Origin of the sequence: Aromatoleum anaerobium (genome assembly GCF_012910705.2) — a bacterium.
Lineage (GTDB): Bacteria > Pseudomonadota > Gammaproteobacteria > Burkholderiales > Rhodocyclaceae > Aromatoleum > Aromatoleum anaerobium.
The window spans coordinates 818630-838798 of record NZ_WTVG02000040.1 but is presented as its reverse complement, the minus strand read 5'-3'; the positions used below and the strand labels follow the sequence as shown (position 1 = coordinate 838798).

At 63.6% G+C, this 20169-nt stretch carries 19 protein-coding genes and 2 pseudogenes; 12 read left to right on the top strand and 9 right to left on the bottom strand.

Annotated features, from left to right (window positions below; genetic code table 11):
• The first annotated feature begins 189 nt into the window (after positions 1-189).
• From GO606_RS19440 to GO606_RS19420, 5 genes are all read left to right on the top strand, one after another.
• Positions 190-606, top strand: a complete 417-nt coding sequence (locus tag GO606_RS19440; RefSeq protein WP_169116766.1) for a CBS domain-containing protein — start codon at positions 190-192, stop codon at positions 604-606.
• Positions 588-1661: a DUF5924 family protein gene (locus tag GO606_RS19435; RefSeq protein ID WP_246979758.1), complete on the top strand. Its 1074-nt coding sequence runs from the start codon at positions 588-590 to the stop codon at positions 1659-1661. Before GO606_RS19440 ends, GO606_RS19435 begins: the two co-directional genes overlap by 19 nt.
• A gap of 88 nt (positions 1662-1749) precedes the next feature.
• On the top strand, positions 1750-2247 hold the full coding sequence (locus GO606_RS19430; RefSeq protein ID WP_169116767.1) for an RcnB family protein: 498 nt from the start codon (positions 1750-1752) through the stop codon (positions 2245-2247).
• 55 nt (positions 2248-2302) lie between these two features.
• Positions 2303-3511, top strand: coding sequence for a trans-sulfuration enzyme family protein (locus tag GO606_RS19425; RefSeq protein ID WP_169116768.1), 1209 nt, complete (start codon positions 2303-2305; stop codon positions 3509-3511).
• Between the two features lie 453 nt (positions 3512-3964).
• Positions 3965-5407: a P-loop ATPase, Sll1717 family gene (locus GO606_RS19420; protein ID WP_169116769.1), complete on the top strand. Its 1443-nt coding sequence runs from the start codon at positions 3965-3967 to the stop codon at positions 5405-5407.
• A 454-nt stretch (positions 5408-5861) separates the two neighbouring features.
• Here GO606_RS19420 and GO606_RS19415 read toward each other — a convergent pair whose 3' ends face one another.
• Entirely contained in the window at positions 5862-6650 is a 789-nt protein-coding gene (locus tag GO606_RS19415; protein WP_169116770.1) for a GIY-YIG nuclease family protein, read from the bottom strand.
• 49 nt (positions 6651-6699) lie between these two features.
• Between GO606_RS19415 and GO606_RS19410 the strand changes: the two are divergent.
• Positions 6700-6828 (top strand): annotated as a pseudogene (locus GO606_RS19410) (transposase); the annotation flags it as partial.
• Positions 6829-7105: 277 nt separating this feature from the next.
• On the opposite strand, the gene GO606_RS19405 reads toward GO606_RS19410, so the two are convergent.
• A complete protein-coding gene (locus GO606_RS19405) occupies positions 7106-7591 on the bottom strand; it encodes a tellurite resistance TerB family protein (protein WP_169116772.1) in 486 nt (161 codons plus the stop codon).
• 165 nt (positions 7592-7756) lie between these two features.
• Here GO606_RS19405 and GO606_RS19400 point away from each other — a divergent pair, with 165 nt between their 5' ends.
• On the top strand, positions 7757-8956 hold the full coding sequence (locus GO606_RS19400) for an AAA family ATPase (protein ID WP_169116773.1): 1200 nt from the start codon (positions 7757-7759) through the stop codon (positions 8954-8956).
• A 24-nt stretch (positions 8957-8980) separates the two neighbouring features.
• Here GO606_RS19400 and GO606_RS19395 read toward each other — a convergent pair whose 3' ends face one another.
• Positions 8981-10183, bottom strand: a complete 1203-nt coding sequence (locus GO606_RS19395; protein WP_169116774.1) for an ammonium transporter — start codon at positions 10181-10183, stop codon at positions 8981-8983.
• Between the two features lie 229 nt (positions 10184-10412).
• Between GO606_RS19395 and GO606_RS19390 the strand changes: the two genes are divergently transcribed.
• On the top strand, positions 10413-11333 hold the full coding sequence (locus GO606_RS19390) for a DMT family transporter (RefSeq protein ID WP_169116775.1): 921 nt from the start codon (positions 10413-10415) through the stop codon (positions 11331-11333).
• Here GO606_RS19390 and GO606_RS19385 read toward each other — a convergent pair.
• The 4 genes and pseudogenes from GO606_RS19385 to hyi all read right to left on the bottom strand — a co-directional run bounded on the left by GO606_RS19385 (position 11311) and on the right by hyi (position 13306).
• Complete coding sequence (locus tag GO606_RS19385; RefSeq protein ID WP_169116776.1) at positions 11311-11571, bottom strand: outer membrane protein assembly factor BamE; 261 nt, start codon at positions 11569-11571, stop codon at positions 11311-11313. The genes GO606_RS19390 and GO606_RS19385 overlap by 23 nt on opposite strands.
• A gap of 70 nt (positions 11572-11641) precedes the next feature.
• Positions 11642-12088, bottom strand: coding sequence for a GlcG/HbpS family heme-binding protein (locus GO606_RS19380; RefSeq protein WP_169116777.1), 447 nt, complete (start codon positions 12086-12088; stop codon positions 11642-11644).
• Positions 12089-12117: 29 nt separating this feature from the next.
• Positions 12118-12381, bottom strand: a pseudogene (locus GO606_RS19375) (MOFRL family protein); the annotation flags it as partial.
• Between the two features lie 139 nt (positions 12382-12520).
• A complete protein-coding gene (hyi, locus tag GO606_RS19370; RefSeq protein ID WP_169116778.1) occupies positions 12521-13306 on the bottom strand; it encodes a hydroxypyruvate isomerase in 786 nt (261 codons plus the stop codon).
• A 164-nt stretch (positions 13307-13470) separates the two neighbouring features.
• Between hyi and GO606_RS19365 the strand changes: the two genes are divergently transcribed.
• From GO606_RS19365 to GO606_RS19350, 4 genes are all read left to right on the top strand, one after another.
• On the top strand, positions 13471-14631 hold the full coding sequence (locus GO606_RS19365; RefSeq protein WP_169116779.1) for an NnrS family protein: 1161 nt from the start codon (positions 13471-13473) through the stop codon (positions 14629-14631).
• Positions 14632-14734: 103 nt separating this feature from the next.
• Complete coding sequence (locus GO606_RS19360) at positions 14735-16165, top strand: aldehyde dehydrogenase family protein (protein ID WP_169116780.1); 1431 nt, start codon at positions 14735-14737, stop codon at positions 16163-16165.
• 311 nt (positions 16166-16476) lie between these two features.
• Entirely contained in the window at positions 16477-17082 is a 606-nt protein-coding gene (locus GO606_RS19355; RefSeq protein WP_169116781.1) for an EAL and HDOD domain-containing protein, read from the top strand.
• A gap of 203 nt (positions 17083-17285) precedes the next feature.
• Positions 17286-18839, top strand: a complete 1554-nt coding sequence (locus tag GO606_RS19350; RefSeq protein WP_169116782.1) for a diguanylate cyclase domain-containing protein — start codon at positions 17286-17288, stop codon at positions 18837-18839.
• Positions 18840-18995: 156 nt separating this feature from the next.
• Here GO606_RS19350 and GO606_RS19345 read toward each other — a convergent pair whose 3' ends face one another.
• Positions 18996-19157: a DUF2474 family protein gene (locus tag GO606_RS19345; protein ID WP_169116783.1), complete on the bottom strand. Its 162-nt coding sequence runs from the start codon at positions 19155-19157 to the stop codon at positions 18996-18998.
• Positions 19157-20164, bottom strand: a complete 1008-nt coding sequence (gene cydB / locus GO606_RS19340; protein WP_169116784.1) for a cytochrome d ubiquinol oxidase subunit II — start codon at positions 20162-20164, stop codon at positions 19157-19159. Before cydB ends, GO606_RS19345 begins: the two co-directional genes overlap by 1 nt.
• Between the last annotated feature and the right edge of the window lie 5 nt (positions 20165-20169).

Here is a 20169-nt window from a genome sequence, read left to right as displayed (position 1 = left end):
GCCAGCCGGGACGACCCTCGCCGGCGCCGGATTTCGGCCGTGTCTCCCATTGCGTGCCAGCGGCAGCCGACTGGTCGGCGGCCAAGGTTGACCTGCATCAGCGTAAGCTGCCGGCGGGCTGTCTTCACAGCCCCTGTCGACTACATTTGGAGTGAACCTCGAGCAACTCTTGACCATGCGGAGAGAATCATGACAAATCGTTGCCTTGACCTGATCGTGAAGGATCACAGCCCTGTAACGCTCGCGCCTGCCGATACCATCCGGAGCGCTTGCGAGGCGATGCGGGAACGTAGCGTCGGTGCGGTGCTCATCGTGGAGGAAGGGCGGCTCGCCGGTATTCTGACCGGGCGTGACGTGGTCAGGGCGATCGCCGAAGGCCAGGATCCCGGCACCCCGCTTGCGATGGTGATGACGCCCGACCCGGACACGATCGCCGGCGAATGCACCGCGATCGAGGCGCTGCGCATGATGAGCGATGGCGGCTATCGCCACCTGCCGATCGTCGATGACGGCACCATCGTCGGCGTCGTCTCGCGCGGCGATTTCAAAGGCCTGGAACTGGACCGGCTCGAAGAAGAAACCGGCCTGTGGGAGCGGATCTGCTGAAGGAACGCGCGGCCCCGGGGGCAAAGGCCGCGGCGCCGATTGCCGGGTCAATCTGGAAAGAGCGTCTTCTTCGCATCGTCGGGCTGGTTCAGCGTCACCCGAGAATCCTCGCTCTGTTCGGATTCGTCTCCGGCATCGCCAGCTTCGTGCTCGTCGACCGGCAGGAGGAATTCGCTCGCGTCATCCCGCTGTTGATGCTGCTGAGCTGGGCCTGGCTGGTGCTGGAGAACGTCCTGAGCCGCAGCTTGTCGCGCCGCTTCGGGCATGAGCTGCCGGCGGGCGTGCTGCGCTACGCGACGCAGATGATCCACCAGGAGAGCCTGTTCTTCGTCCTGCCGTTCTTTTTCGTGACGACCGCGTGGAACAGCGGCCAGGCATTCTTTTCCACGCTGCTGCTCGGCGCGGCGCTCGTCGCGATCATCGACCCCGTCTATTACAAATGGCTCGCGCCGCGGCGCTGGACCTACCTCGCGTACCACACGCTGACGCTGTTCGCCGTGCTGCTCACCGCGCTGCCGATCCTCTTTCACCTGACGACTCCCGAAAGCTACAAGCTGGCGATCGCCGTCGCGGTGGTGCTGTCATTGCCCAGCCTCTCGCGCAACGTGCCGTTCGACGGGTGGGGGCGGTGGGCCGCGCTCGGCGCGTTGTCGCTGGCGCTGGGCGCGACCGGCTGGCTGGCGCGCTCGTGGATACCTCCGGCCACGCTGTGGCTCACCGATGTCGCGGTTACCGCGAGCCTCGACGACGACCGCACGCCGGCCGAGAGCCTGGGGACGGTGACGGGCGCGCAGCTGCGCTCGACGGGGCTCTTTGCCTACACCGCAATCCGCGCCCCGCGCGGGCTGGATGAGCGGGTCTACCATGTGTGGCAGCACGATGGAATCGAGGTCGATCGCATCGCGCTCGACATCACGGGCGGCCGGGAACGAGGCTACCGATCCTGGACGCATAAAAGGAATTTTCCCGATAATGCGGTTGGCCGCTGGCAGGTGCGGGTATTGACGGAGGCTGGCCAGATGATCGGTGCGCTGCGGTTCCAGGTCGTGGACTGAATCGGCGGCGAGGCTCTTCGCCGGACGCGACAAACTTTTAGGGAGATCGGCCATGCAACACGGGAGCAGGCGCAGGAGCAGTTTTCTGATGGGCGTCGCATTGATCGCGACGTTTGCGGCCGGCTCGGCGCTCGCCGACAAGCCGGAATGGGCAGGCGGCGGCAAGCCGGACAAGCACCAGCAGAACGAGCGGCGCGGCGACAATGACTACCGTGAGCGGCGCGGTGACGACCGGGTTTCCCGCCATCGCGACAGCGACCGGCCGCGCGTGAACATCCATTTCGGCGACCGGGAACGCATCGTCATCCGTGAATATTATTCCGAGCGGGTCCGCACCGGCTCCTGCCCGCCCGGCCTGGCGAAGAAAGGCAACGGCTGCGTGCCGCCCGGACAGGCGAAAAAATGGTCGGTGGGCAGGCCGCTGCCGCGAGACGTGATCTTTTACGATCTCCCGCCGGCGATCGTCGTCGAACTCGGCGTGCCGCCGCCCGGCCACCGCTACGTGCGGGTCGCGGCCGACATCCTGCTGATCGCGATCGGCACCGGGATGGTCGTCGATGCGATCGAGGATCTGGGCCGGATGTAGAGGCCGGCCAACAACCGACAAAACGCACAGAGAAACCACAGACCCCCGGATGGACATGGCAAACACACCGACCAGAGCGAATGATTCCGCCAATCCCGCGTGGCACGACGAGACGCGCGTGCTGCACGGCGATGCGCATCTCTCCGACGATGCCGCGATCGTCGCGCCGATCTACTACACCGCCACCTTCAGGGCGTCCGACGCCCACGACTTCGCCGAGCGCGCGAACACGCCGCGCCACCCCGGCTTCTACACGCGCTACGGCAACCCGACGCACCAGCGCGTCGAGGCCATCCTGGCCGAGCTCGAAGGCACCGAGTCCGCGCTGCTGACCGCCTCGGGCATGGGGGCGATCAGCACGACGGTGCTGGCGCTGGTCTCGGCCGGCGACCACGTGATCGCGCAGCAGCGCCACTACATGAGCACCGCGAAGCTGTTCGACGAAGTGCTGCCGAAGTTCGGCGTCAGCGTCACGTTCGTCGAGCAGAGCGATCTTGCGGCAATCGAAGCCGCGATCCGGCCGAACACCCGCCTGATGATGTTCGAAACCCCGGCGAACCCGACGCTGGTGCTGACGGACCTCGAAGCCGTCGCCGCCCTCGGACGCAGCCGCGGCATCCTCACCGTCGCCGACAACACCTTCGCTTCGCCGCTGAACCAGAAGCCGCACGAACTGGGCATCGACATCGTCGTGCACAGCGCGACCAAGTATCTCGGCGGGCACCACGACCTGATGGCCGGCGTCGTGTGCTGCTCGGAGGTGCTCGCCGAGCGGATCTGGCGCATGCACGTCACGCTCGGCGCGGTGCTGTCGCCGATGGACGCGTGGCTGCTGTTGCGCGGCCTGCGGACCTTGCCGGTGCGCATGGAGCGGATCAACGCGACCGCGCTCGCGTTTGCCGGCTGGCTGGAAGCGCAGCCGCAGGTCGAGCAGGTGTTCTACCCCGGCCTCGAGAGCCATCCGCAGCACGCGCTGGCAAAAAAGCAGATGAAAGGCTACGGCGCGGTGATTGCGTTCGCCGTCAAGGGCGGATTCGATGCGACCCGGCGATTCGTTGCCGCGCTCGAACTCGCAACACACGGCGTGAGCCTCGGCGGCGTCGAGTCGCTGGCCGTGCACACCGCCGCGATGTGGTCCGGCACGATGAACGAGGAGCAGATGAAAGCCGCCGGCATCGCCCCGAACTTCGTCCGCCTGTCGATCGGCCTCGAGCACCTGGAAGACCTCAAGGCCGATTTCAGCCAGGCGTTCACTCGGGCGTGAATCGGGCGTTCTTCACTTTCGCCTGGGCGAGGCTGGCGTCGCCGGGCGGAGGTGCGAGTCTGTCGGACGGTGTTGATTTTGCGGATGCTATTGGTTTCCTTGGTTTTTGGAGCCAGTAGCAGCAGAGTTTTCCACCGCGTGCGGAAGGATTTTTGATCGGTAAGGTGACGCAGGAAAGAACGCGAGGGCGATCGGGGCGGGCCGACTGTTACGGCCAGAAACTGCCGCACGAGGCGCCTGCCCCATATCTGCCGCCTACGATCACGGTGTATGCTTATGTCCCAATTTCGGCTACCGCTGGCGAGTAACCAGCTTACGCTGACCTTGGCCTTTTTCGTTAGCACTAACTTAGATTCTTGATACTGGTTCTTCTGTAGGCGAGCCATGTGCGACGCTAGCGCTTGGCAGCTCGTAGCGGCGAATTATCGAAGTCATAGAATCAACGGGAGCCGCATGCAATTCACCGAAGAGAATATTGCGACGCTGTTTGGTCATGAGGCCGCAGAAGATGAGGATATTGAGCGTCTCAAGACGTATTATCTAAAGGGCAGCACCTTTGATCAGGTATCCAACGAACTTCCCTTAAGAATACTCGTCGGACACAAAGGCATTGGAAAATCAGCCCTCTTTCATATATCGATGGAAGAAGAACGCACCAAAGGAAAACTAGCAATCCTCATTAAGCCGGACGATATCGCTGAGATCGGTGATCGAGAAGAGGATTTTCTTAAGCTTATTAGGGAATGGAAGCAAGGTATCTCTGAGATAATCGCTCGAAAGGCGCTGATTTCATTCGGTCTGCTTTATGAAGGCTGGAGAGGAAAATTAAACGAGTATGGTGGTAAAATTATTGACTTTCTCCAGGAAACACTAAGCGCAAAGAAGTATGCTGATCTGAAGCAGTCCCAGCAGGCAGTATTAAGAGACTTCCTTTCCAGTGGGCGTATATATGTATATTTGGACGACTTGGACCGCGGATGGCAGGGGCAAAAGAACGATATCCGCAGGATTTCAGCTTTGCTAAATGCTGTTAGGGACATAGCTTCAGACATCAAGGGTATTTCGTTTCGAATTAGCCTTCGGTCAGATGTTTACTATCTGGTTCGAACGTCTGACGAGTCCACCGACAAGATCGAAGGTTCTGTCATCTGGCACTCTTGGTCCAACCATGAAATTCTTGCACTACTGGTAAAGAGAGTGGAGCAGTTCTTTGGGAGAAGTCGAGATACGAAAGAGTTGATCGCGCTCTCTCAACCGTTGCTCGGTGGTAAGCTCGATCCTGTGATGGCTTCAACCTTCCACGGCAAAGGGCACTGGTCGAACATCCCAACTTACCGGATGTTAATGTCTTTAATCAGGAAGCGCCCCCGTGACCTCGTCAAACTCTGCACGCTCGCAGCAAGAGAAGCACGCGAACAGTCGTCTGAAATCATCTCGACTGAGCACTTCAATGAGATCTTTGAGGAGTACTCACAAGGACGTCTTCAGGACACAATTAACGAATATAGGTCAGAGCTTCCTGACATTGAGCGATTGCTTTTCGGGATGAAACCGTCGAAGCAAGAAAAGAGAACGGCAAGTGGCTACATCTACACAACTGATGCCCTGCTAAAGAAGATAGTGAATATCCAGCAATCTGGTGCATTCAAGTTCGCCAATGGAAAAGTGGCAGACCGCCAATCCCTGGCTGCCTTCATGTATAAGATCAACTTCCTCACCGCGAGAAAGGAAGACGGGAACTACATCATCAGGCGCTATTTTGAGGAGAGCAGATATTTGTCTCAGAAGTTCGCCGATTTTGGCTTCGACTGGGAAGTGCACCCTGCTTATAGGTGGGCCTTGCAGCCCGACAGCATCAACGATGTGCTGACGAACATGAAGCCCAGCGCGGACTGAGTTCCATCTCGCGATTCAATCCGAAACCTATTCGTTATCGCGAAAGCCCTATTCGTTGAACGTCCGCTTCGACCGGAGACGAATGACTGGGTAGGGTCGTTATGCAAAGCCCTCGATTATGGAAAGTAGTGAGGTACAGTTCGCACCGGTATCTTCCGCCAATCCCAGCGCACCGGCAGAAACCAGCCAACGGCGGCCGGTCATTTCCCTGAAGTCGCAGCCGCACGAATGCCCGCTCCAAGCGATCACACAAGTATTTCAAGTGATGACATCGGGTGATTGCGTGGAGCGGGCTTGCTTGGGCTCGACCCGTTTCTACTGGCCTTACAAGTTCAGTCCGTGCCGAGGAACGCACCCTCGAGGTGGTACTGCGGCTCACGCCTGCTGCAATGCGCGACCTGATCCAAAAGCTATGGTACACATATGTGGGTGAAAGGCCTATCTGGGTTCTGCGTTAGACCAGCGTGACGTTGCACTGCCGTTGAAGCTCATTAAGCTTCTTTTGGAGTTCTATTCTTGCGATATCTGTATCGTTTTGTCTGGCGACGTTTCTTCTGATCATCTCAATGACTGGGGTGATTGCGTCGGGAGCGGGCTCTTTTTGATCCATCGGAATGGCCGATGGGCTGAATGAGTCCTTCGTTGTCTTTTCGATAGACCGCGAGAAGATCCCGTTTATAAATTCCACGGCAAAGCCAAAAAGAAAGAATATAGGGGCAAATGGAAGAATAAGCAGGTTAAGAAATCCGTTTTGAAGACGATCGATGTTTTTCATTTTCCGGAGCGCTTTTTTGGCTTCTGATTCGCTCAGATGCGTGCCGTACGCACGTGAAAGACGAATTTTGTCGCGCGTTTGATTCGCCTGCTCCTTTGAATAGTCTGGGTCGACACCAAGTAAGTCTTCAATATAGAGTTCGGACTGCCCATTCTTGAATAGAGGCATCACGGGGTCGTCGCCGAACCGACCAAAAGCTCGCTTGTCGCTGAAGTGCGCATGAAGTCGGTTTTCAACATCGAAAGCATCGTCAAGAGGCATGAAGACAAGGACACGGTCAATGAGCCCTTCGTGCCCGTCGCCAGAATACGCAAATCGCTTATGCACCGACTCAAGCTTAGTGAACCCGATCTTGTAAAAGATCCCGACCGGTGTTTTGAGTCTTACATAGTACAAATTGCCCTTAGGATCCTCGGGCCTCAGGGACTTCCCGGAGTAAATGCGCGCGCGTGAGTAGCGTCTCATCATGGATTATCGGAAGTCCGTGGAATTGCGCATCATAACATCGAGGGGAAAAGAAGGCCTGCTCAAGGCACTGCTGCGTCAGATCCTGCTCTCGATCCGCTCGAGACGGCTGCTGGTCGAGTGCCTCGACTACCACCTGTTCTACCGCTGGTTCGTGGGGCCGTCCATCGCTGATCCTATGTAGGACCACTCGACGTTCACTGTGAGGAGCTAATTTCGGTGACGTGTCTGCTCGGTTACCTGCCATTGCATTCCGTGCAGGCATGAACATCGCCATTGGGTCGGGAACAATCGTTCGCGGAAACCGATCGCACACACGCGTTGGCGCCGATTTCCAATCTCCCTGATCGTCGCCCGATTCGGCGCAATCCCGGCTGTGGTGCAGACCGGCCGGCAAGCCGGACGATTGCGGTGCGCAATGCCTCGTCGCGGTGCCGTGATGCGCGATCACCGTGCGATCACGGACCGGCTGGCGCGTCGGGCACGTTCATGTGCTGGCGGGCGCGCTGCTTCGCGGCGACGTAGGCGGCGTGAGGAATGTGGAGCAGGTCGCCGAGCTTGCGCATCAGGTGGTTTTCATGATGACTGATGTGGCCGTCGGCGAGCGCGACCTGCCACAGCAATTCGACGATGCGCAATTTCTGTTCGGCGCTGAAACCCTTGTTGATCTTCGACGTGAAATGATGGAAATCGGTCGCTTCGCGGGCGTGCGTTTCGGCCAGTTCGAACAGGCGCTCGAGTTCGTCGTCGGCGAGGGCGAACTTGTCGTGCAGGGCTGCGAGCACGGCACGCCGTTCCTGCGCGCCGATCTTCGCGTCGCTGCGCATCACCTCGACGAGCAGCACCGCGGTCGCCAGCTGTAGCGTGTGCTGGCCGGCCGGTTCGTCGGCGGGGGGAGGGACATCGAACAGCGAGCGAAACAGGTCGTTGAGGGTACGAAGCATCGGGGGGTTCTCCGGGGGCGGCGGCGTTCGCGAGCGGTGGATTGCGAGTTGCTGTAGGGACACCGCATCGAACACAGGGGTTTCATCGGCTTCAATGGCGCTTGATATCAACTAAGCTTACTAATATTATCTTGCGACGATAACATTGGTAAGGTTGGTATAGCCGTGGATCCCGTACGTAACCCATACGCCCCAGGAGCCGGCTCTCCGCCGCCAGAGCTGGCTGGCCGGGACGAGTTGCGCCGCATCGTGCGAATCGCGCTGCAGCGGATCCGGATCGGCAATCCGGCCAAGAGTGTCCTCTTGGTGGGGCTTCGGGGAGTCGGTAAAACCGTACTCCTCGAACGGATGCGTATCGATACCGAAGCCGACGGAATGCAGACCGTCCGCATGGAAGCCCCTGAGGGGCGATCATTGCCGGCGCTCCTGGCCCCTCAGTTACGCGTCGCGCTGTTGCGTCTGAGCCGGGTAGAAGCAGCAAAGGACGTGGCGAAGCGAGGGCTTCGCGCCCTGGCGGGTTTTGCCAAGGCTTTGCGGATCACATACCACGACATCGAAGTCGGCATCGATTACGAACCCGAACCCGGACTTGCCGATAACGGCGATCTGGAAACCGATCTGGCTACCCTTCTGGAACAGGTCGGGAGCGCTGCGAAAGAGGCCGGCACGGCAGTAGTGATGTTCATCGATGAACTGCAGTACATCAACGAAGCGCAATTTGCGGCATTGATTTCTGCGCTGCATCGGTGTGCCCAGCTGCGCTTGCCGGTCATGCTCGTCGGCGCGGGTCTCCCTCAGTTACGGGAACGGGCCGGCAGTGCCAAATCCTATGCCGAGCGGCTCTTCGATTACCCGGAGGTCGGCCCCCTTGCCAGCGCTGATGCACGCAAAGCCCTGGAAGCGCCAGCCGAGGCGCTGGGCGTCAAGTTCGACGACGACGCGGTCAAGGCGATCATTGCTCATACGCGGGGCTATCCCTACTTTCTTCAGGAATGGGGGAAGCACGCCTGGGATTTGGCCGATGCCAGCCCGATTACGCTGTCCCATGTAGAGCGAGCCAGCAGTGTGGCGATCGCTGCCCTTGATGAGAGCTTCTTCCGGGTGCGATTCGACCGCATGACCCCTCTGGAGCGCCGTTACCTCAGAGCGATGGCCGAACTGGGGCCGGGGCCGCACCGCTCCGGCGATATTGCTGCCGTTCTTGGCCGGGAGGTTTCGGCCCTTGCCCCCACACGAGGGAAGATCATCAGCAAGGGTATGGTCTGGAGCCCATCGCATGGAGATACGGCCTTCACCGTCCCGCTCTTTGATGAGTTCATGAAGCGGATCATGCCGGGGGACTCGTGGCGGAACGAATCGGCATAACCTGCTTCCTGCGATCACGGCCGCTCACCACGACGTTTCGCGTTCCGCAGTCGCCGAGATCCTGTGCAGCGACAGGTCGGCGCCGGCGAATTCCTGTTCGGGGTCGAGCCGCAGGCCCATCGTCGCCTTGATCGCGCCGTAGACCACCGTGCCGCCGGCGAGCGCGACGACGATGCCGGCGAGCGTTCCGATCGTCTGCGCCGCTAAGCTGACGCCGCCGAGGCCGCCGAGCGCGGTCGAGCCGAAGATTCCGGCCGCGATGCCGCCCCACGCGCCGCACAGGCCGTGCAGCGGCCACACGCCGAGCACGTCGTCGATCTTCCAGCGGTTCTGCGCGACCGTGAACAGGAACACGAACAGGCCGCCGGCGACCGCGCCGACCACCAGCGCACCGCCGGGGTGCATCAGGTCAGAGCCGGCGCACACCGCGACCAGTCCCGCGAGCGGGCCGTTATGCACGAAGCCCGGGTCGTTGCGCCCGGCGGCGAGCGCCGCGAGCGTGCCGCCGACCATCGCCATCAACGAATTGATCGCGACGAGCCCGTTGACGGCGTCGAGCCGCTGCGCGCTCATCACGTTGAAGCCGAACCAGCCGACGGTCAGGATCCACGCGCCGAGCGCGAGGAACGGGATGCTCGACGGCGGATGCGCCGAGATCGCGCCGTTCTTGTGGTAGCGCCCGCGGCGCGCGCCGAGCAGCAGCACGGCGGGCAGCGCGATCCAGCCACCGAAGGCATGCACGACGACGCTGCCGGCGAAGTCGTGGAACTTCGCGCCGAACGCGGCTTCGAGCCAGCTCTGAAAACCGAGGTTGCCGTTCCAGATGACGCCTTCGAAGAACGGGTAGAGAAAGCCGACGATCACGAATGTCGCGATCAGCTGTGGCCCGAAGCGCGCGCGCTCCGCGATGCCGCCGGAGATGATCGCGGGAATGGCCGCGGCGAAAGTGAGCAGGAAGAAGAACTTGACCAGTTCATAGCCCGAGCTGGCGACGAGGCGGTCGGCACCGACGAAAAAATCGGTGCCGTAGGCGATCGAGTAGCCAATGAGAAAATACGCGATCGAGGACATCGCGAAATCGCTGATGATCTTCACCAGCGCGTTCACCTGGTTCTTCTTGCGTACCGTGCCGACTTCGAGGAAGGCGAATCCCGCGTGCATCGCGAGCACCATGATGGCGCCAAGCAATACAAAGAGGACGTCGGCCGAGGTCTTGAACTGCTCCATGAACGGACTCCAGTGGCAAATCCGATCAACTAAGCAAAAACCGAACCGAAAAAATTAAACGTTTTGTTTCAATATCCTGGGAAGATCCTGCGCTGCGGCGCACCACCGGAATCCCGGTCGTGGTGCATGTCGGCAAGCCGGATGCACAATCACGGTGCGGCACGCCTCGTCGCAGTGCCTCGAAAACACGGCGGGCGGGCCGGCGGCGCATGTTCCAACAGGGCAGACAATGAAAAAGAATCTCGAACTCAAACTGGCGGCCGGAATCCTCGTGCTGCTGTCACTGATCTGGGGCTACAACTGGGTCGTCATGAAAAACGTCATGCGTTATGCCGATCCGTTCGATTTTTCGGCGATCCGCACGCTGTTCGGTGCGCTCGCGCTGTTCGCGGTGCTCGCGCTGCGGCGTCAGCCGCTGCGGCCGGTCGCCCTCGGCCCGACGCTGCTGCTCGGCCTGCTGCAGACCACCGCCTTCACGGCGCTGATCCAGTGGGCGCTCGTCAGCGGCGGTGCCGGCAAGACGGCGGTGCTCGTCTATGCGATGCCGTTCTGGCTGCTGCCGATGGCGTGGGTGTTTCTCGGCGAACGGGTGCGCGGCCTGCAATGGGTCGCCGTCGCGCTGGCGCTGGTCGGGCTCGTCTTCATCCTCGACCCGTCCAAACCGCAGGGCGATCTCTTCAGCACGACGCTGGCGCTGCTCGGCAGCGTCGCCTGGGCGGCGAGCGCGATCGTGCTCAAGCGGCTGCGTGCCCGCGTGAGCGTCGACCTGCTGTCGCTGACCGCGTGGCAGATGCTGCTGGGCTCGCTGGTGCTGTGCGTCATCGCGTGGTGGCTGCCGTCCGAGCCGCCGCGCCTGACGCCATATTTCATCGCCGCGCTGATCTACAACGGCCTGCTGGCGACGGGGCTCGCGTGGCTGATGTGGCTGTTCATCCTCGACCGCATGCCCGCCGGCCTTGCCGGCCTGTCGTCGCTCGCGATCCCGGCCGTCGGCGTGCTGAGCGGCTGGGTCGAACTCGGCGAGCGACCGAGCGGACCCGAATCCTTCGGCATGCTGTGCATCGCCGTCGCGCTCGGCCTGACCAGCGCCATCGCGCTGCGCGGCAGGCAGCTGCAGGCCCGCGCCGCTAGCGCAGGTTCTCGGAGTTGAACAGCACCACCTGGTCGGCGACGAAGCTCACCTGCACGTGCCGCTTCTCGTCGCCCCAGGTGCAGCTTTTCACCGTCATCACGTCGCTGCACTGGTTCGGCGCGCCGAGCAGCTGCTTGACCTCCTCGTACGTCATACCGACCTTGATCTTGTCGTAGTTTTCGACGGTGACTTTGCTGCAGGCGGCCGCAGCGGCGCAGAGCGCGGCAAGGCAGAGCAGGCGGGTGAGCGTTTTCATCGGCGAATCTCCGGGTGCGGGAACAGGTTGGGCGGATTGCCAGCGGTGTAACACAGGGTCCAGGCGAGCGTCACGCGTTTTGCCCCCGCACTGCGCCGCGTGCCGGCTCGCCGAGATCCGCGGTGATCGCCGCGAGCCCCGCGCGGGCGACCTGCGCGTCCTCGCCGGCCTTGACGCCGGACACGCCGACCGCGCCGATCACGTTGCCGTCGATGACGATCGGCTCGCCGCCTTCGAGTGGCACGACCGGCATCGCCAGTGCGGCGTAGCGGCCGCTGTTGACCATGTCTTCGAAAACCTTGCTCGGCTTGCCGGTCATCACGCAGGTGCGGGCTTTTTCAGGGGCGACGACGGCGCTCATCAGCGGCGCGCCGTCCATGCGCTGCAGCCACAGCGGGTGGCCGCCGGCGTCGCACACCGCGATGCTCACCGCCCAGCCGTTCGCGACGGCCTCGGCTTCGGCTGCCGCGGCGATGCGTTTGACGTCGTCGAGCGTCAGTGCCTTGATGTCCTTCATTGCCATCTCCTTCGTTTCGGGTGTCCGGGTCAGAACACCAGGATTGCGCGGAAATCGTTGACGTTGGTCAGCGTCGGGCCGGTCACGAACGCGCCGGCGATCTCCTCCTGCCCGTCGACGCCGTCCGTGTCGCCGGCGAGCGCATGCACGCCGGGTTCGCCATCGAGCGCGAGCGCGAGCGCCAGCAGGAATTCGACATTGCGTCCGCCGCGACCGTTGCCGCGCACCGTCACCGACGTCTCGCCGCCCGACAGCAGCACGCACGGCGGCGCGACCGGCTGGCCGTGGCGGCGCACGCAGTTCATCTCCGCGATCGTCGCGCCGGACCTGAGCAGTGCGCGGCTTCGACGACGCAGGACTTCACGCGCAGTGCGGGTCATCGCGGCTTCCTTGCGCGTAAAGCCGGTTGTCGCCCTCATCGGTTTCAGGCGTTCAGCGCGCCCGCACCAGCGCGTCGATCCAGCCGAGTCCGTCCAGGGTGCCCGCGGCGGGGCGGTACTCGCAACCGATCCAGCCGTCGTAGCCGAGGCGGTCGATGTGGGCCAACAGCCAGGCGAAGTTGATCTCGCCGGTGCCGGGCTCGTTGCGCCCCGGGGTATCGGCGAGCTGCATGTGCGCGATCTTCGGCAGGTGGCGCGCGATCGTGTTGCCGAGTTCGCCTTCCATGCGCTGCGCGTGGTAGATGTCGTACTGGATGAAGAGGTTGTCCGAGCCGGCCGCGTCGATGAGGGCGGCCGCCTGCGCGCTGCGGTTCAGATAGAAGCCCGGGATGTCCCAGGTGTTGATCGGCTCGATCAGCAGGCGGATGCCGGCCTCGCCGAGCTTGCCCGCGGCGAAGCGCAGGTTGGCGACGAAAGTCTCGCGCAGCGTGTCCGGATCGACCCCCGGCGGCGCGATCCCGGCGAGGCAGTTGAGCTGCGCGCAGCCGAGCGCCTGCGCGTACTCGATCGCGCGTCCGACACCGTCCTGGAACTCGCCGATGCGGTCGGGGTGGCACGCGATGCCGCGCTCGCCGTGCTCCCAGTCGCCCGCAGGCAGGTTGTGCAGCACCTGCACGAGACCGGCGCGGTCGAGCCGCTCGGCGATCGCCTCTTTCGGCAGCGCATACGGGAACTGGAACTCGACGCCCCTGAAGCCGGCCTGCGCGGCGGCGTCGAAGCGCTCGAGGAAATCGAGCTCGTTGAACAGCATCGTCAGGTTCGCGGCGAAGCGGAGCATTCAGGTTTCTCCTTGTCGTTTCAGTCCGGCTGCGGGCGGCGGCGTGCCGGCGATAAAGTCTATTCCCCCGCGCGCCGGTCCGCGATCACGGGTTATGATCCGCGCGGTTTCGCAGTTTCCGTCCATTCCCGTCCGCACAAGCGCCACGCACCCAGACGCTGAGCATGAAATTCTCCACGCACCCCGTATGGCTGGTCGGCTTCCGGCCTTTCTTCATCCTCGCCTGCCTGTCCGGCATCTTGTTTCCGCTGGCATGGGCGGCGATCTTCGTCGGCCACGCGGCGCTGCCGTCGCAGCGCTTTTCCGGTGTGCAATGGCACGCGCACGAGATGTTCTTCGGCTTCGGCTGGGCGGTCATCGGCGGCTTCCTGCTCACGGCCTCGAAGAACTGGGTCCAGATCCGCGGCCACCACGGACCGGCGCTGATGCTGCTGGTGGCGTTGTGGCTGGTCGAGCGGATCGGCATGCTCTTCGGCGGAGCCTGGCCGCCCGCGCTGTTCGCGCTGTCCAATGTCGCGTTCCTCGCCGCGATCGTCGCGATGCTGATGTGGACGCTCGTCCGGCACCGCGCGACGGACAGTTTTCGCGACAACTACTTCTTCCTGCTGATCCTGCCCGCTTTCCTGCTCGCGAAGTACCTGATCCTGAGTCCGGAACACTTCCGCGCCGGCTGGCTGATGGCGCTGGGGCTGTTCCGCGTCGCGTTCCTCGTGATGATGGAGCGCACGCTGACGCAGTTCATGAAAGGCATCTTCCAGGTCGAGCTGCTGCGCCATCCGCTGCTCGACAGCGCGATCAAGCTGCTCGCGGTGTCGCTCGCGCTCGCCGGCCTGATGCCGCCGTCGCTGGCGGCGACGATCTCGTGCGTGCTGGCGCTGCTGCTGGCGATCCGTTTCGTGTTCTGGAAGCCGCAACTCGGGCTGCGGCGGCTCGACCTCGCAGTCATGTATCTCGGCTATCTCGCGATCATCGCGCAGCTGCTGCTCGCCGCACTCGACACCTGGGCTCCGCCGGCCTGGACCGGGGCGCTGGCGCTGCATGTGTTCACGTTCGGTACGATGGGGCTGGTGATCCCGGCGATGCTGGTGCGTATCTCGAAAGGCCACACCGGACGCAAGGTGGTGTTCGAGCCGGCCGACAGGCTCGCGTTGTGGATCATGCTCGCGGGCTTCGTGCTGCGCATCGTGCTGACGCAGCTCGACCCCGGCCGCTACGTGCTGTGGATCGACCTCTCGGCGCTGTGCTGGGCGGCCTGCTTCGGCCTTCTCGCGTGGCGCTACACGCCTTTCCTGCTGCAGGCGCGGATCGACGGCAAGGAACACTGAGCGGCGCCTGCACGCGGCCGGTAAACGACTGTTGCGGCGCCGGCGTGCAACGTTAGCGGCCCGTTATAGTCGACGGGTTTTCCTTCCAGCCGAGGACAGCTCCATGACTCTCTTACGCGACAAGTTTTTCATCGATGGCCGCTGGGCCGCTGCACAAGGCCGCGGCTTCATCGACGTCATCGACCCGAGCGATGCGTCGGTCTACGCCCGCATTCCCGAAGGCGTGCCGGCGGACGCCGAAGCGGCGATCGCCGCGGCTCGGGGCGCGTTCGACTCGTGGTCGCGCACGCCCCCGGCGGAACGCGCGCAATACCTCGAGCGCATTGCCGCCGGCGTCCAGGCGCGCAGCGAGGAGCTTGCGCTGGCGATCGCGCACGAAGTCGGCATGCCGCTGAAAATGGCGTCGCGCATCCAGGTCGGCGGGCCGCTGTGGAGTTGGCAGCACTACGCGAAGCTCGCGCGCGAGTTCGAATGGGAAGCGCGCGTCGGCAATTCGCTGGTCGTGCGCGAGCCGGTCGGCGTCGTCGGCGCGATCACGCCGTGGAACTTCCCGCTCAACCAGATCACGCTGAAAGTCGCACCGGCCCTCGCCGCCGGCTGCACGGTCGTGCTGAAGCCGTCCGAAGTCGCGCCGATCAACGCGTTCATCCTCGCCGAGATCATCGACGCGGCCGGGTTGCCGGCCGGCGTCTTCAACCTCGTCACCGGTTACGGCCCGGTCGTCGGCGAAGTGCTCGCGTCTGACCCGCGCGTCGACATGGTGTCCTTCACCGGCTCGACGCAGGCCGGACGGCGCGTCGCCGAGCTTGCCGCGGCAACGGTGAAGAAGGTCGCGCTCGAACTCGGCGGCAAGTCGGCGGCGATCGTCCTCGACGACGCGGATCTCGCCGCGGCGGTCAAGGGCACGGTGTCGAACTGCCTGCTGAATTCGGGGCAGACCTGCTCGGCGCATACGCGGATGATCGTGCCGCGCGCGAAGCTCGACGAGGCGGCGACGCTCGCCGCGGCCACGGCGGCGTCGTTCAAGGTCGGCCCGGCGCTCGCCGAAGGCAGCCGCTTGGGGCCGCTGGTGTCGCAGGTGCAGCGCGACCGCGTCGTCGGCTATATCCGTCGCGGCCTCGACGAAGGCGCGCGCCTCGCGTGCGGGGGCGTCGATGCGGCGCCCGGAAGCGACGGCTTCTTCGTCGCGCCGACGGTGCTCGTCGTCGAGGACCCGAAGGCGACGGTTGCGCAGGAGGAGATCTTCGGCCCGGTGCTCGTGATCGTGCCGCACGACGGCGACGAGGATGCGATCGCGCTGGCGAACGATTCGATCTACGGGCTCGCCGGCAGCGTGTGGGCCGGCAGCGACGAACATGCGCTCGCGGTCGCGCGCCGCCTGCGCACCGGCCAGGTCGATGTCAATGGCGCGCCGTGGAATCCGCTCGCGCCGTTCGGCGGCTACCGCCAGTCGGGACTCGGGCGCGAGAACGGCGTGTACGGGCTCGAGGAATTCCTCGAATACAAGGCGATCCAGCTGCGGCCCGCGCGCTGAGCGGATCGTCGCAGCGCCGCCGCAGGAGCGGGCGCGTGCGCAGGGGGCGAGTCGCGCAGACTGCATGGCGGCGCCTGATGCTCGCCGCGGGCGGCGACCGACGCGGGCAGGTGTCAAATATTCCGACAGCGGCGGGCTTCTCGTTGTAAGCCATCCAGACGGCTGGAACGGCCGCCAGGGGGGGCCCTGCAGGCCGATCCTGCATGTTTTCATGCGCCTCGCGGCCTCCGATCGATCCAAAAGCCCGGCCCGGAAATTGCATGTTGAAGGCTGAGCGGGCGGAACGTTCCGCGACCCCGACGGAGGCTATCATGAGCAACGATAACGATGTGTTCGTCGCACGCCAGCCGATTCTGGATCGGCAACGCAATGTGGTCGCGTACGAGCTGCTGTTTCGCGACGACGGCTCCGGCGAAGCGAGGATCGGCGACGGGGCGCGGGCAACCGCCCAGGTGATCACGCGTGTTTTCGGGCAGCTCGGCCTGCGCAGCGTTGCCGGAGGCTGTAGCGGCTTCGTCAACCTCGACACCGAAACCCTGTTGAGCCGCGACTTCGAGCGCCTGCCCAAGCAAGGGGTCGTCCTCGAACTGCTCGAGACGATCGAAGTCGACGACGCCGTCGTGCATCGCTGCGCCGAACTGAAGCACTTGGGTTACCGGCTTGCGCTCGACGATTTTTGCGCGATTGCGCCCGCTTACGAGCCGCTTCTCGCGCTCGTCGACATCGTCAAGATCGACGTGCTGCAGCTCGACCCGCGCGCGCTCGAACTGCTGGTTCAGCGACTGAGGCTCTACCCGCCGCGCCTGCTCGCCGAGAAGGTCGATACGCTCGAGCGGGCACGGCGGTGCCTCGCGCTCGGCTTCGATCTCTACCAGGGCTTCTTCTTCGGTCGCCCGACCGCGCTCGCGAGCGCCTGACCGGCAGGGAGGGGCATGTTCGCGGCGCCTGCCTTGGCGCAGCGCGGAGCATCGCGCCGGTCTCATCCGCCACGCGACGGCAAGGAGCATTGAGCGGCGCCTGTTCGCGGGCGATAATCAGTTGTCGCGACGCCGTCGCATCTGCTTGGCAAGCCGATAATGTACGACCCTTTCAGCTTCGTGCCGGCTGCGCCAGGCGGATCATGATCCCGGATTTCCTCCACAAAATCAGACCCGGGAGCACCGAAAAGCGCCATCCCGATCCGTTGTATGCGGAGCAGGTGAGGCTGCTCTATGAGAATGCGCCTCTCGCCTATCTCGCAACCCTGATCAACGGCGCGATCCTCGGGTACGTCCAGCTCGCGTTCATTCCCCTTGGCGTTGTGCTGGCCTGGTATGGCTGCCTGTTGTCCGTCACAGCGCTCCGGGTCCTGGTTACCTGGCGCTATGGCAAAGTCAAACGGGGCGCGGATGAAGCTCGTTTCTGGAACATCGCCTATTCGATCGGCGCGGCTCTCGCCGGCATTGTCTGGGGGGCGGCGGGCTGGGTGCTGTTTCCACCCGATTCGATCGCGCATCAGGTGTTCGTTGCGTTTGTCCTGGCCGGCATGGTCGCGGGCGGCGTCACCGTACTGGCGCCACGAATGGAAGCCTGCCTGGCGTTCCTGTTGCCTGCGCTTTTGCCGCTTGCCGTTCAATATCTGACACTGCGCATGCCATTGCAGACGGCGATGGGCGTCATGACGCTGATTTTCCTCGTAGTCATGTCGCTTTCTGCCTGGAATTTCCACCGCGTGATTCGCACCTCGTTGCATCTCCGGTTCGACAAACAGGAACTGGAAGCAGAAGTCACGCGACGCCAGCGCGCCGAAGAACAGCTTTTCCAGGAAAAGGACAGGCTGCAGACCACCGTGAGTTCCATCGGCGAAGGCGTCGCCTTGATCGACGCCGACGGTCGCATCGAATACATCAATCCTGCCGCGGAACAACTTTTCGGCCAGCGTTGCGAGCATGTCCTGCACCGCCCGCCGAATGAAGTGTTCGAATGCTTCGACGATCAAGGCGAGCGCATTGCCACCGCGCTGGAAGACAGCCTGCATTCGGCCACGCCACAAAGGAGGCAATATGCCCTGTATGGAAAGGACACAGCGAAGTACATCGTTGAGGAGCTGGCCACGCCGCTACTTGACCGCCTTGGCAAACTGGTGGGCGCCGTCTCGGTGTTTCGTGACGTGACGGAGGTGCAGAAATTTACCGAACAGCTGATACACGCCGCCGATCACGACGTGCTTACCGGGCTGCCAAACCGCAACTTGTTAACGGACAGAACCAAGCAGGCGATCGCGCGGGCGCACCGCAAACATGAAAGCTTTGCGCTGCTCTTCGTGGACCTGGACCAGTTCAAGGCGGTCAACGACACGATGGGACACGCCTGCGGCGACGCGCTTTTGGTCGATGTGGCAAAACGTCTGACCGACTGCGTGCGCGAAGAAGACATGGTCGCGAGGCTGGGCGGGGACGAATTCGTGGTCCTGCTCGATGGCCCGACGCACCGCAGGCACGTTGAAGCCGTCGCCAACAAGATTCTGCGTACTTTGCGCGAGCCTTTCCAACTCGGGGCCGGGTCCGCGACGATCTCCGGCAGCGTCGGCTGCAGCCTGTATCCCGACGACGGCCGGGACGTGGAAAGCCTGCTCGGCCGGGCCGATGCGGCGATGTACCGCGCCAAGCAGATGGGGCGCAATCAGAAAGCTTAAAAGGGATCGTTAGAGAGGAGCCGTTCCGGAAAATGGCGCGGCGACGAGATCCGCAACCATGCCGGGGTTGTCACGGGGGCCGGCTCGCGCCGGTCTTCCGTCTCGGCTGGTCGGCTGTCCGGGCCCGCTCATGCGCGCCAGGCATGGGCAGTTCGGCTACGGCGCCAACCCCACCGAGCGCATCACGACGCGCAGTACCGCCGCGACGGCCGCGACCGCGGCAACGCTGGCGGCCCAGATCAGCACGAGCCACCCGATGCGCCTGAGCCATCCGTGCGCCGGCGTCGCCGTCCGCCGCGCCTCCCCCGGCTCGCGCATCAATGGTAGCCCTGCGTTTCGTCCACCTTGCCGCGGAACACGTAATATCCCCACGCGGTGTACATCAGGATCAGCGGGATGATCAGCAGCGCGCCGACGAGCGTGAACCCCATGCTCTGCGGCGGGGCGGCCGCCTCCCAGATCGTGATCCCGGGCGGGACGATGTTCGGCCACAGGCTGATGCCGAGCCCGCTGTAGCCGAGGAACACGAGAAACAGCGTCAGCACGAAAGGCGCGACGTCGGGCGCGCGGCGCAGCCGCTGCAGCAGCTGCCATGCTGTCAGCGCGACGAGGAGCGGCACCGGAGCGAACCACAGCAGGTTCGGCCACGTGAACCAGCGCTGCGCGATGTCCTCGCGGGCGAGCGGCGTCCACACGCTGATCGCGACGATCACGGCCAGCAGCATCCACGTCAGCGGCCGCGCAATCGCGATCATCCGCGCCTGCAGCGGCCCCTGCGTCTTGACGATCAGCCACGTGCTGCCGAGCAGCGCGTAGGTCACGACGAGGCCGGCGCCGACGAAGAGCGGGAAGGGCGCGAGCCAGTCGAATGCACCGCCCGCGTAGGCGCGATCGACGACCTCGATGCCCTGGATGTAGCCGCCGAGCGTGACGCCCTGAAAGAAAGTCGCCGCGAGCGAGCCGCCGATGAACGCCTTGTCCCACAGGTGGCGGTGCGCGTCGTCCGCCTTGAAGCGGAACTCGAACGCGACGCCGCGAAAGATCAGGCCGAGCAGCATCAGGATCAGCGGCAGGTAGAACGCGCTCAGCACCACTGCGTACGCGAGCGGGAACGCGGCGAGCAGCCCGGCGCCGCCGAGCACGAGCCAGGTCTCGTTGCCGTCCCATACCGGCGCGACGGTGTTCATCATCACGTCGCGATCCGTGCGGTCGGTGAAGAACGGGTACAGCAGGCCGATGCCGAGGTCGAAACCGTCCATCACGACGTACATCATCACGCCGAACAGGATGATCACGGCCCACACCAGCGGAAGATCGATGCCCATGTCGT

Excerpts from the sequence above, each read along its gene's own strand:
- GO606_RS19385 (WP_169116776.1), bottom strand. The coding sequence starts at position 11,571 with ATGAAAACGCTCACCCGCCTGCTCTGCCTTGCCGCGCTCTGCGCCGCT.
- GO606_RS19355 (WP_169116781.1), top strand. The coding sequence starts at position 16,477 with ATGAGCAACGATAACGATGTGTTCGTCGCACGCCAGCCGATTCTGGAT.
- GO606_RS19440 (WP_169116766.1), top strand. The coding sequence starts at position 190 with ATGACAAATCGTTGCCTTGACCTGATCGTGAAGGATCACAGCCCTGTA.
- GO606_RS19390 (WP_169116775.1), top strand. The coding sequence starts at position 10,413 with ATGAAAAAGAATCTCGAACTCAAACTGGCGGCCGGAATCCTCGTGCTG.
- GO606_RS19430 (WP_169116767.1), top strand. The coding sequence starts at position 1,750 with ATGGGCGTCGCATTGATCGCGACGTTTGCGGCCGGCTCGGCGCTCGCC.
- GO606_RS19415 (WP_169116770.1), bottom strand. The coding sequence starts at position 6,650 with ATGATGAGACGCTACTCACGCGCGCGCATTTACTCCGGGAAGTCCCTG.
- cydB (WP_169116784.1), bottom strand. The coding sequence starts at position 20,164 with ATGGGCATCGATCTTCCGCTGGTGTGGGCCGTGATCATCCTGTTCGGC.
- GO606_RS19405 (WP_169116772.1), bottom strand. The coding sequence starts at position 7,591 with ATGCTTCGTACCCTCAACGACCTGTTTCGCTCGCTGTTCGATGTCCCT.
- GO606_RS19425 (WP_169116768.1), top strand. The coding sequence starts at position 2,303 with ATGGCAAACACACCGACCAGAGCGAATGATTCCGCCAATCCCGCGTGG.
- GO606_RS19395 (WP_169116774.1), bottom strand. The coding sequence starts at position 10,183 with ATGGAGCAGTTCAAGACCTCGGCCGACGTCCTCTTTGTATTGCTTGGC.
- hyi (WP_169116778.1), bottom strand. The coding sequence starts at position 13,306 with ATGCTCCGCTTCGCCGCGAACCTGACGATGCTGTTCAACGAGCTCGAT.
- GO606_RS19380 (WP_169116777.1), bottom strand. The coding sequence starts at position 12,088 with ATGAAGGACATCAAGGCACTGACGCTCGACGACGTCAAACGCATCGCC.
- GO606_RS19420 (WP_169116769.1), top strand. The coding sequence starts at position 3,965 with ATGCAATTCACCGAAGAGAATATTGCGACGCTGTTTGGTCATGAGGCC.
- GO606_RS19345 (WP_169116783.1), bottom strand. The coding sequence starts at position 19,157 with ATGCGCGAGCCGGGGGAGGCGCGGCGGACGGCGACGCCGGCGCACGGA.
- GO606_RS19360 (WP_169116780.1), top strand. The coding sequence starts at position 14,735 with ATGACTCTCTTACGCGACAAGTTTTTCATCGATGGCCGCTGGGCCGCT.
- GO606_RS19350 (WP_169116782.1), top strand. The coding sequence starts at position 17,286 with ATGATCCCGGATTTCCTCCACAAAATCAGACCCGGGAGCACCGAAAAG.
- GO606_RS19365 (WP_169116779.1), top strand. The coding sequence starts at position 13,471 with ATGAAATTCTCCACGCACCCCGTATGGCTGGTCGGCTTCCGGCCTTTC.